At 38.0% G+C, this 12677-nt stretch carries 8 protein-coding genes; all 8 read left to right on the top strand.

From position 1 onward, the window contains the following. Nucleotides 1-35: 35 nt before the first annotated feature. The 8 genes from LI162_RS03090 (at nucleotide 36) to LI162_RS03125 (ending at nucleotide 12611) form a co-directional block, all read left to right on the top strand. A complete protein-coding gene (locus LI162_RS03090) occupies nucleotides 36-3473 on the top strand; it encodes an N-acetylmuramoyl-L-alanine amidase (RefSeq protein WP_020435749.1) in 3438 nt (1145 codons plus the stop codon). Between the two features lie 95 nt (nucleotides 3474-3568). Continuing rightward, complete coding sequence (locus LI162_RS03095; protein WP_020435750.1) at nucleotides 3569-4669, top strand: glycosyltransferase family 4 protein; 1101 nt, start codon at nucleotides 3569-3571, stop codon at nucleotides 4667-4669. An 11-nt stretch (nucleotides 4670-4680) separates the two neighbouring features. After that, nucleotides 4681-5778 (top strand): glycosyltransferase family 1 protein, encoded by a 1098-nt coding sequence (locus LI162_RS03100; RefSeq protein ID WP_020435751.1) that lies wholly within the window; start codon nucleotides 4681-4683, stop codon nucleotides 5776-5778. A gap of 15 nt (nucleotides 5779-5793) precedes the next feature. Further along, on the top strand, nucleotides 5794-6759 hold the full coding sequence (locus tag LI162_RS03105; protein ID WP_020435752.1) for a glycosyltransferase family 2 protein: 966 nt from the start codon (nucleotides 5794-5796) through the stop codon (nucleotides 6757-6759). A 15-nt stretch (nucleotides 6760-6774) separates the two neighbouring features. Continuing rightward, a complete protein-coding gene (locus tag LI162_RS03110; RefSeq protein ID WP_020435753.1) occupies nucleotides 6775-8292 on the top strand; it encodes a lipopolysaccharide biosynthesis protein in 1518 nt (505 codons plus the stop codon). A gap of 54 nt (nucleotides 8293-8346) precedes the next feature. Continuing rightward, nucleotides 8347-9474, top strand: a complete 1128-nt coding sequence (locus LI162_RS03115) for an acyltransferase (protein WP_020435754.1) — start codon at nucleotides 8347-8349, stop codon at nucleotides 9472-9474. A gap of 147 nt (nucleotides 9475-9621) precedes the next feature. Beyond that, a complete protein-coding gene (locus tag LI162_RS03120) occupies nucleotides 9622-11082 on the top strand; it encodes a cohesin domain-containing protein (protein WP_020435755.1) in 1461 nt (486 codons plus the stop codon). 203 nt (nucleotides 11083-11285) lie between these two features. Then, nucleotides 11286-12611 carry a S1C family serine protease gene (locus LI162_RS03125; RefSeq protein ID WP_227155709.1) on the top strand — a complete coding sequence of 442 codons (1326 nt, stop codon included), beginning with the start codon at nucleotides 11286-11288 and terminating at the stop codon, nucleotides 12609-12611. Nucleotides 12612-12677: the final 66 nt, after the last annotated feature.

Raw genomic sequence — 12677 nt, forward strand, 5'->3', positions numbered from 1 at the left:
AATTGATAAACATAGAAAATAAGTAGGAGGAAAAAATGATATCAAAAATAAGAACTTGTCTGGTCGCAATATTAGCAGCAGCAACTGTGGTTACATCAGTACCGGTTTATGCAACGGACACAAAAGTGGATACAAATATAGAAACAGTTGAAAATCAGCCATCAGACAGTGAGCAGATAGAAGAAAATCAAGTTCAGAATGCAATAGAGCAGCACCTGAATTATTTGTACATAGAAAGTCCGTACGTAGAAACTCCGGCAACACAGAGACTTGTTGTTTCCTGGGGGGATGGAACAGAAAATATTGAAGAGATTGATTTAAGTGTAGAACATAATGGGGATACACAAACATGGACTTCTGTAAAATCAGAAGACGGTGTCTTTCTATATGAGAAGGCATATGCAGATGGAGAGGATGGAATTTATACAATAACCAAATTGACAGTAAAGACAGCAGAGATGGAAACAAGTTATTTGCTGTCGGATCTTGGAATGGAAGCAAAATTTGGTGTTAATGAAACATATGAAGGAATGTCAGAATTACAGCCGATTGAAGGACAACCGGATGCAGAAGCAGCAACTGATGAGGAGCAGTATGATGTTGCTGTTATGAGTATTGATGAAGATGGAAATGTGATGGAAGAGTCCAGTATAGAAGATGCATTGGAGAAAGCGGAAGTTGAAGAATATGATTCGGATGAAGATATTCAGACTTATGCAGAGGATAATGCAAGAGCTGTAGATGATTCGAGAGCTGTCAATGAGAATGTTGTGGTTGCTCTTGATCCGGGACATGATTCAACACACACAGGAGCAGGAGCGAATGGTGTAAGAGAGGAAGTTTTAACTTTAAAGATTGCACAATATTGTAAGGAAGAATTGGAAAAGTATGCGAATGTGTCGGTTTACATGACACGAACGACAGCAGCATGCCCATATCCAAGCAATAAGAACAGTGGTGGGGATATCAGTGACAGAGTATATGCGGCTGCAAAAGCAGGGGCAAGTATATTTGTTAGCTTTCATTTGAATTCTTCTACATCGACTTCAGCAAAAGGTGCAGAAGTAATTGTACCAAATGATAGTTGGAAACCAGAAGTTGCACAGCAGGGAAAAGAGCTGGCGAATGACATTATGGATGAGCTGACTGCGATTGGTTTGCAGAAAAGATCTATTTATAGTAAAGATACAACACTGGCAGATGAAAAGTATCCAGATGGATCAAAATCAGATTATTTTTCGGTTCAGATTGCAGCGAAAGAAAATAATATTCCTGGAATTATAGTAGAACATGCATTTGTAACGAATACAGGCGATGTAAATACATATCTGAATAATGAAGCTGGGTTAAAAAAACTCGGTGTTGCGGATGCTACTGGTATAGCAAAGTATTTAGGAGTATCTAAGGAAAAAGGAACTTGGGTAGAGGATTCCAATGGATGGAAATATAAAGAAGGCGGAAAATATGTAACTAATTCCTGGAAAGATATTGATGGAAAGAGATATTATTTTGACGCAAATGGATATCGGGTGACAGGCTGGCAGACAATTGGTGGAAAAAAATACTTCTTCATGCCAGAAGGTTATATGATGACCGGTTGGATTTCTTTTGGAAGTACAAGATATTATCTGATGCCCGATGGACATATGCTGACAGGCTGGTGTAGCTTTGGAAGTACAAAGTATTATCTTGCATCAGATGGAAAGATGGTACGAGGTTGGCAGACAATTGATGGAAAACGATATTATTTTAATGATGATGGAGTGATGCAGACAGGCTGGCAGACAATCAATGGAAAGAAATACTTCTTCATGCCGGAAGGTTATATGATGACCGGCTGGATTTCTTTTGGAAGTACAAGATATTATCTGGATAAAAACGGAGTAATGCAGACAGGCTGGCAGACAATCGATGGAAAGAGATATTTCTTTATGCCGGAAGGTTATATGATGCGTGGCTGGATTTCTTTTGGACAGACGAGATATCATTTGGATGCGAATGGAGTGATGCAGACAGGTTGGCAGACAATTAGTGAAAAAAGATATTTCTTTATGCCAGAAGGCTATATGATGCGTGGCTGGATTTCTTTTGGACAGACGAAATACTATCTGAGTACGGATGGAGTGATGCAGACAGGCTGGCAGACAATCGATGGAAAGAGATATTTCTTTATGCCGGAAGGCTATATGATGCGCGGCTGGATTTCTTTTGGTAAGACAAGGTATTATCTGGATTCTAATGGTGTGATGGTGACAGGAAAACAGGTGATTGACGGGACAACGTATACGTTTGCTTCTGACGGTAAGCTGATTGTAGAGAGTAAACGTGGTTGGAAAACAGTAAATGGAAAAAAATATTATTACAATGAAAATGGAGTAGCAGTAACAGGCTGGCAGACGATCGATGGAAAGAAATATTTCTTTATGCCGGAAGGTTACATGATGACCGGTTGGATTTCTTTTGGAAGCACGAAATATTATCTTGGCACAGATGGAGTGATGCGGACAGGCTGGCAGACAATTAATGGAAAGAAATATTTCTTTATGCCGGAAGGTTATATGATGACCGGTTGGATTTCTTTTGGTCAGACGAGATATTATCTGATGCCGGATGGACATATGCTGACAGGATGGTGCAGCTTTGGAAGTACAAAGTATTATCTTGCATCAGACGGAAAAATGGTACGAGGCTGGCAGACAATCAGTGGAAAGAAATATTATTTTAATACGGATGGAATTATGCAGACAGGCTGGCAGACAATTGACGGAAAGAAATATTTCTTTATGCCGGAAGGCTACATGATGACCGGTTGGATTTCTTTTGGAAAAACAAGATATTATTTGGATAAAAACGGAGTGATGCAGACAGGATGGCAATTTATATCCAATACATGGTATTATTTCCGAACCAATGGAACATTGGATGATTCTTGTACTACAGATCAGTTGATGGCTATTTCTGGAAAGACTACTGTGACTGCATCCCAGATGGAAAAATATTTTAAGGCTAAGGGTGCAACATATCCGGCATATTACGCTGAGACGGATGCGCCAACACTTGAAAAGTTCTGTCAGATTTACGTTGAAGAAGCGAATGCGGAAGGAATCAATGGGGCAATTGCATTTACACAGGCAATGAAAGAGACTGCATGGCTTAAATTTGGTGGTGATGTTAAGATTGAACAGAATAATTTTGCAGGACTTGGAACAACTGGTGGCGGCGTTGCCGGAGCATCATTTACTACAGTACGTGAAGGAATACGAGCTCAGATTCAGCATTTGAAAGCATATGGATCCAAAGATGCATTAAAGAATGAATGCGTAGATCCAAGATTTTCATTGGTTACAAGAGGAAGCGCTCCTTATGTGGAATGGCTTGGTCAGAAAGAAAATCCAAATGGATATGGCTGGGCTACAAGTGAAGGATATGGTATTGATATTGAAAAAATGGTGAAGAATCTGCAAACATATTAAAGAAATAATAGTTTGGGCGTCTATTGTAAGTTCAATAGGCGCCTTCTTAGTAAAACGATATTCATTGTTCACTATGCAGATGGAGAATATTCAGAATGAAAAAAATATGTTTTGTTAATTATGATATGACAGTAACAGGAGGAGTTGAGCAAGTCACAACAACTCTTGCCAATGAGTTTTGTAAAGAATATGAAGTATATATTTATGCAATTTTTGGAAAAGGAGGGCATGTTCCATATGACCTGGATCCGAGAATCACATACAGAGCAGAACTAGAAGAAGAGTGTCGAGTACGCGACAGAATTAAGAAGACATTTCAACCATTTAGAGAATTTGTTAGACAAAATCAAATAGATGTAGTTTTCCTTATGGAGAATTATCCTGCTATGACGGTTTCACCGGTTCGTTTTTTTACGAAAGCAAAGTATGTGTTTTGCGATCATGGTGCATTGATGAATGAATGGGAGAAGAAAGATATCCGCTTTTTCCGTTTCTGGGATTCGTTAATTTCACATTGTACAGTGACATTGACGGAGCAGAACAGACAGGATTATATTAGAAAATTTCATATAAATCCAAAGAAAATCCGAAGTATATATAATTGGATCAAACCAGAAATCCTGACTATGCGAAAGAAATACAAAGCGGATTCGAGAAAAATCATCACAGTTGGAAGATTCAGTGAAGAAAAGGGATATGATCTTCTGGTAGAAGTGGCGAAAAAAGTATTGCCTTCTCATCCTGAGTGGGAATGGCATTTATACGGGACGGGAGATACTTTTGACGAGATACACCAAAAGGTGGTAGAATACAATTTAACGTCTCAATTGATTCAGAAAGGGAATGTAAAAGATGTGTATAAGTTGTATAATGAATATGCATTTTTGGTATTACCATCTTACAGGGAAGGATTGCCGTTAGTATTGCTTGAGGCAAAGGCAAGTGGACTTCCTATGGTGAGTTTTGATGTGACAACAGGGCCAAGAGAAATCGTTGAGGAGGGAAAGGATGGCTATTTAATCCCCCCTTATGATTTGGACAAGATGGCAAATCGTATAGAATTGTTGACGGATAGTGAAGAACGAAGAATTGCGTTTTCAAATCATACGATATCGGGTGTAAAAAAATTTGAAAAAGAAGAGATTTATCGACAGTGGACGAATCTGATAGATGAACTGACAATGGAAAGGAAGTAATTGGAAAGTAAATGAAAGTATTACAAGTTGGATTATCCTTTAATCCCGGAGGTATTGAAAGTTTTGTGATGACATATTATAGGAAATTGAGTAAGCAAGGAGTAAGATTTGATTTTATAAGTATGTTTCCACACCTTGCGTATGAAGAAGAAATCAAGTCACTTGGAGGAAAAGTGTTTCATACGTGTGATGCAAGAAAACATCCATTGAAGTTCAGCAGACAAATGAGAAAGATACTTCGAATTGGAAGATATGATGCAGTTCATGTAAATATGCTGTCAGCAGCGAATATAGTACCGCTGATTGTGGCAAGCTATGGAAAGGTTCCAACAGTGATCGCACACTCACATAATTCTTCGACTCCGGGAGTGGTGAGAAATTTGTTGCACAGAATTAACCGACCGTTGATTCCAATGTTTGCTACAAAGTATTTTGCATGCAGTGAATTGGCTGGAGAATGGCTCTTTTCAAAAAAGATCAGAAAGAGTAACAATTATCATCTTATCCACAATGCTCTTGATCTGAAAAAATTTGCTTTCAGTTTGTCAGAACGTGAAGAGATCCGTCATGAACTGGGAGTAGAAGGAAAATTTGTGCTCGGACATGTGGGACGTTTTGAAGAACAGAAGAATCATAAATTTCTCTTAGAAATCTTTCGTGAGGTTGCATCTGCCTGTGAAGAAGCTATACTTTTGTTAGTTGGAGAAGGAGAACTTCAGGAAATGATCCAAAAGAAAGCTGAGGAATACGGAATAGAAGATAGGATCAGATTTTTAGGGATCAGAAAAGATGTTGCAAAATTATGGAAAGGAATGGACATTTTTGTATTCCCATCTCTTTTTGAGGGACTTCCTATTGTTGCGTTGGAAGCGCAGGCATCCGGAATCAGGAGTGTAATGGCAGATACGATTACAACAGAAGTGAAGTTAGTTGAAAAAGTGAAATTTCTGTCACTTCAGGATTCACCAAAGGAATGGAGCCGTGTGATTCTTTCTTACAAAGGTGAAAATAGGAGCGAAGAAGAAAATTCAGGAATCAGGCAGGCATTTGCAAAAGCAGGATATGATATTGAAAGCGCTGCGCAGACTCTGCTTTCATACTATGAATAAAATGGAGGAGATATCATGCCGACAATCAGTGTGATCGTACCGGTTTATAAAGTTGAACCATATATAAGAAAGTGTGTGGATTCCATTTTGGGACAGACATTTTCTGATATTCAGGTGATTCTGGTAGACGATGGGAGTCCCGACCAGTGTGGAAAAATATGTGATGAATATGCAAAACAGGACAATCGAGTGGAAGTGATACATAAGGAAAATGGTGGACTTAGTGATGCCAGAAATGCTGGAATTCCCTATGCAAAAGGAGAATATATCATTTTTTTAGACAGTGATGACTATATTGAAAATGATATGTTTGAATATATGTATACACGTATCAAAGATAGCGGAGCAGATATGGCAACATGTGGCTTATATGAAGTGTATAAAGACAGAATCGAGACACAAAAGGAAGAGGTGGATTTTGTCTGCACAGGAGAAGAGGCTTTTCGCTGTATCCTCAGGGGGCATACGATCCGTGGAGAAATATGGAATAAGCTGATCCGGAAAAGCTGTATTGAAGATCTTCGCTTTCCGAAGGGGAGACTGTATGAAGATATTTATTATACTGTAGACCTCATGCAGCGAATTAAGAAAGTGGCAGTAGGAACAAAGCCGAAGTATTATTATCTTCATCGAGAAGACAGTATTACCGGAAAGGCATACCGTCCGAAAGTATTTGACATAATAGATGGATATACAAAGAATTATGAAGTAGTGAAAGAAAAATTTCCATCACTAACACAGGAGGCAGAGTGCCTCTGGATCTGGTCTCGCTTTATTGTTCTGGATAAGATGCTATTACAGGAGGATTATAAGAAGTTAGAAGGATATCAGGACTTGAAACGCTTTATTCGCGGGCATATCCTGACAATCCTGCGAAATCCATATTTTCAGCCAAAGAGAAAGATTTCATCTGTTGTATTGTGCGTAAATACGGGCTTGTACAGGAAGATGGTATTCATGAGTGAGGAAAAGAAAAAGTAGAGGAAAGGAAATCTCATGAGAGGAAAACAGGCATTAAAAAACATGGTGGCAAGTCTGCTTTTACAGGTAATTGTTCTTTTGTCTGGATTGATATTGCCACGTTTTATTCTTGAGGCATATGGATCGAGTGTGAATGGAATGATCACTTCAGTAAATCAGTTTTTAACATATCTGGGCCTGGCAGAAGCAGGAGTAGGAACGGCAACAGTTGTTGCTCTCTATACACCTCTTGCATTGAATCAGACGGAAGAAGTAAATTCAATTCTTTCGGCGTCAAGAAAATTTTATAACAAATCCGGAATGTTATTTCTGGCATTGACACTGGTACTTGTAGGTGTCTATCCGTTTTTTATTTCAGGACAGCTTGAAAATAGTCTTGTGCGTTGGATGATACTTGTTTTGGCAGGAAGTACTTTAGTGGATTATTTTTTTCTGGGTAAATACAGAGTTTTATTGACTGCAAATCAGGAAGGATATGTGGTTGCACTGATTCAGGCAGCAGGAACAATCGTTAATATGGTTGTTTCTATTTTTCTGATTTATATTGGAGCAGGTGTTCTTTTTGTAAAGGCAGTTGCAACTGGTGTGTATATGCTTCGTCTTGTATTGGTTAAAATCTATGCAAAACGAAAATATCCTGCATTAGATTTCCATGCAGAACCGAATGAAGGTGCGTTAAAGCAAAAAAACGCGGCACTGCTTCATCAGGTTGTTGGTATTATTGTAAATAATACAGATACAACAGTGTTGACAATTTGTCTGGGGGCAAAATCTCTTCTTGAAGTCAGTGTGTATGGAATTTATATGATGGTGGTTAATGCAGTGAATCAGCTGATGACCTCTTTTTCGAATGGTCTGACAGCAGGATTTGGAGAAGTGATCGCCAAGAATGAGGAAGAGACATTAAAGAAGAGCTATTCTAGTTATGAGTATATGTATTTTGTAATCATGTTTATTGTGATTGCCTGTATGGGAGTCTTAATCTTGCCTTTTGTCGGGGTATATACCATTAACCTGACGGATGTACAGTATGTGCGTCCGGTTCTTGGAATTTTATTTACAGTAATTGTTTTTATGCAAAATGTAAGGATTCCAGGATTGACGATTATCTGCGCAGCAGGGCATTATAAAGAAACGAGATATCAGGCGATTTTAGAAGCAGTGATAAATATCACGGTTTCTCTTGGGCTGGTATGGAAGTTCGGCATGGCAGGAGTTCTTCTTGGTACAGTATGTTCTTATGGATATCGCTCTTTTGAAATTGTGTTCTATACAAGTCGGCATCTGGTAAAAGGATGTGCAAAAAAATCTATGTTCCGAATTTTTAGAAATGTACTTGTCGTTGCACTTCTTTGTATTGTTGGAACATATGTTATTCCTAAGAACATGGCATCTTTTATCACATGGTTTCTCTATGCAATCGGAATGGTGGCTGTAAGCGTATTTACTATTGTTGGGGTAAATTATGTGGTTGAACCGGATGAGTTCAAAGAACTTGTACTTAGGGTGAAGGGGATTTTAAGAACAAAGTGAAAATGAGATAAATATATTAGTTATAGATATGAATGGAAGGAGTGAAGTGAAAATATGGAAAAAAGTGTTCAATCCACAAAGATAATTAACCGTAATACTTCAATTGAGTTACTTCGAATCATCTCTATGATTATGATCATGTTTCACCATTTTGCTTATCATGGAAATTTTGAATGGAATTTTAATGAGGTTACACTTCCACATCTTTGGTATGATTTTATTCTCATGGGTGGGAAAGTTGGTGTAGATATTTTCGTATTGATTTCTGGATATTTTCTGATTGAAAATACAGAAAAGTTATTTCAGCCTAAAAAACTTTTGAAATTTTGGGGACAGGTTGTTTTTTATTCAATTATGACATATCTTTTATCGGTAATGTTACGATTGAATGCTTTTGAGATAAAGCAATTGATTAAAGTTTGTCTTCCTATCACGTATCCGGGTTGGTGGTTTGCAAGTACATATTTTATGTTATATTTAATACATCCGTTTTTAAATAAACTGTTGCATGGGTTGAGTAAGACAGAATATCAGTACTTGATCTTGATGATGGTTTTGTGCTGGTCAATCATACCTACGGCTACAACTCAGTTATTTGAGAGTAATTCATTATTGTGGTTTGTAACATTATATGGAATTGCAGGATATGTAAATTTGTATGGAGGTAATCAGAAACTTCAATCGAAACATTATTTTTCTCTTTATTTTATGGTGTTAATTATAACATATACAGTAAGTACGACGTTTCTTTTTCTTGGAACAAAAAAAGAGGAGTGGTCAACACATGCAATTGATTTTTTTGAAATAGAGAGACTTCCAATTTTGTTGATGGCGATTACACTTTTTATGGGATTTGTAACATTGAAAATGAACTATCATAAATGGATTAATATGATTGCATCAGCAACATTTGGGGTATACCTAATTCATGACAGTTCTTATATTCGTTATTATTTATGGACGAATATCTTTAAAATCAATCAATATCAGGATAGTACTTTTCTGATATTATATTCAATTTTGGTTGTGTTTATTTTATATGTTTCTTGTACTATGATTGATTTAATTCGAAAAAAATTGGTTGAAAAACCGTATATGCTATTTGTGAACCATTATACATATTATTTTTTGAAATCGTTTAAGATAATCTGCGAAATGTTCAGAAAGTGGATTTTCGGATAGTATATTGGAATAGCTTCAAGGAAAAAAGGAAATCTGTAAATAATGATTCATACAAGATTTCTTTCGCTTCCGGGTGGACAACTCCATTCAAACAGTGTACAATAGGATGGTATATAAGTTTAAGACAACAAAAGAAGGGGTAATTATATGAAAGCAAAGAAATTAGCGGCAGTAGCATTATCACTGTGTCTTACAGTGCCAATGTTCAGCACAATCGTAAGTGCAGCTGATGGTTCTCTGATGTTCTCTGATCCACAGACAAAGGTTGGAGAGGAAGTAAGTGTAGATCTTGTTGTGAGATCCGGTGATTCAGCTGTTGGTGATGCAGATATTACAATGAGTTATGATACTTCTGCACTTCAGTTTGAAAGCGGAGAGGGTGTAACAGCAGACAGTGATGGCAAGCTTACATACTCAGGAAGCGGAGACGGAACAGCGACAGAGCTTCGTACTACAATGAAGTTTAAAGCCTTGAAGATGGGAGACACAACGATCACAGTTGACAGCTCAAAGGCTTATCTGTATTCTGATGAGACGCTGACATTAGATCAGGGATCTTCCGCAATTAAGATTGAACAGGCAGATGATGGTTCAACAGAAGTTGAGGAAACCGGCAGTACAGCAACAACTGGTACAGCCACAGATATCACAGTAAGTGTGAACGGAACAGATTACAATTTCTCAGAAGGATTTGCAACATCTGCAATCCCGGTAGGATACAGTGAGACTACAAAGACATTCAATGGTGAAGAACACAAGTTTGTTGCTAATGAGGCTGGTGTTACACTTGGATATCTGGTAGATGCCTCAGGAGAAGGAAAGTTCTTCCTGTACAATGAAGATGATTCAACATTCGTTCCATATACAGAATTGAAGATTTCTGACACAACATCTATTATTCTTTTAACAGATAATGGAGGAGCAAAACTTCCGAATTCTTACCAGGAAGGGGAACTTACAGTAGCAGATCAGACGTATCCATATTGGGCAAACCCGGAGAATGATCGTTATGATCTCCTGTATGCGGTGAATACAAGAACCGGTGAAAAAGGGTTCTATCAGTATGATTCACAGGATGGAACTTATCAGAGTGTAGATGTTCAGACAACAGACAGTACAAAGAAGGAAGCAAAAGGGATTGTTGGAAAACTGGAGTCGCTTGTAAAAGAGCATCCAATTGTTCTTCTGGCTGGAGGAGCACTCATCGTAGTTGTATTACTTGTTCTTATGATTATGTTTGCAGTAAAACTTGTGCATAGAAATCAGGAACTTGATGATTTATATGACGAGTATGATATTCCTTTTGAAGATGAAGATGAAGAAGATGACGAGCCGGTTGCTGCTAAGAAGTCAGACAGAAAGGCGTTTGGACGTAAAAAAGTAAAAGATGATGATTATGACGATGGTTATGATGATGATTTTAATGATGATTACGATGCCTTTGATGATGAGTATGCTGATTATGATTTTGATGATGATTACGATGATGATTATGACGATGAATATGATGCACCGACAGAAAATACAAGAAATTTAGGAAGATCAGCTAAAAAATCAAAAAAAGGAAGAAAATCAGATGATTATGATGTAGATTTCATTGATCTGTAAGTTTGAGAGTCAGATGAAAGATACTGGTTAGCTGGTTGAAAAAATATAGACAGGATTAGAACGGATTAAGAAGGAAGTTCTGATCCTGTTTTTCTATCATTCTTTTCAATCTTTATTAATTGATTATACACAGATTTATCACAATACGGAGTTACTATGTAAACATCAAAGAAAAAGAATAAACAAGAGAAGAGGTAATCTTTATGGAGAATCAATATAATTATTATAATTCGGATGGAATGAATGGAAACGGACAGAGTGAAACACCATTTCATGATGACAATGGTGGTCAGAAACATCAAGTACCGCATGGTAAGAAACCACAAAAGAAAATTCCCAAAGCAGTGGCAGTGACAGGATTTGCACTATTGTTTGGAGTTGTTTCCAGTGGTACATTTTTGGCATCAAATGTTGTTGGAAGTAAAGTGCTGGGATTGACCGGTGTGACGAAGACCAATACTACGGCAACCAAATCTGTGAGCAGCAATGCTTCATTATCCAAATCTTCCAGTGTTGTAACTTCAGATGTTTCAAGTATTGTGGAAAATGTAATGCCATCAATCGTATCAATTACAAATATGAGTGTGCAGCAGGTTCAGGATTTCTTTGGTGGTGTGTCACAGCAACAGAGCGAAAGTGCTGGAACAGGAATCATTATTTCCCAGAATGATTCAGAACTTCTGGTTGTTACAAATAATCATGTAGTAGCAGGAAGCGATACATTAACAGTTACTTTTGATGATGGAACAAGTGTTGAGGCAAATATCAAAGGAACAAACTCAGAGTATGATATTGCTGTTGTGGCTGTTCCGCTTGATTCTATTTCAGATGATACGATGAAAGCAATTTCGGTAGCAACACTCGGAGATTCCACACAGCTAAAGGTTGGAGAACCTGCGATTGCAATCGGTAATGCACTTGGCTATGGACAGTCAGTAACAACTGGTGTAATCAGTGCTTTGAATCGTTCTGTTTCTGAAACAAACGAGCAGACCGGTGAGACAACAGAGAGTGATGCCAAACTGATTCAGACAGATGCAGCCATTAATCCTGGAAACAGTGGTGGAGCACTTGTAAATGCAAGTGGCGAAGTGATTGGAATTAACTCATCCAAGCTGGTTGGTGATTCTGTAGAAGGTGTCGGATATGCAATTCCAATCAGTGATGTATCCGATCTGATCCAGAATCTGATGAATCAGGCGACAAAGACAAAGGTTGCAGAAAAAGATCAGGGCGCAATTGGCATCAAAGGAATGAGCGTGCCGGCTGAATATTCCAAACAGCTGAATATGCCGGAAGGCGTTTATGTATCAGAAATTACAAAAGGCGGTGGAGCAGAGGCAGCCGGAATGGCAAAAGGAAGTGTTATCACAGCAATTGACGGAACAACCGTATCAAGCATGGATGATCTTCAGGAACAGCTTCAATATTATGCCAAAGGAGATAAGGTGTCACTGACAATTCAGATTCCACAGAGTAATGGAGAATATGAAGAGAAGACAGTGGAAGTTACTTTCGGTGCGAAATAAATACTACTTTTAAGTGAATGTATTATGCTTAGGGATTGTCACGTGGCAATCCCTTTTGCTGTTGTT

Origin of the sequence: Mediterraneibacter sp. 210702-DFI.3.120, assembly GCF_020561005.1 — a bacterium.
Classification (GTDB): domain Bacteria; phylum Bacillota; class Clostridia; order Lachnospirales; family Lachnospiraceae; genus Mediterraneibacter; species Mediterraneibacter faecis.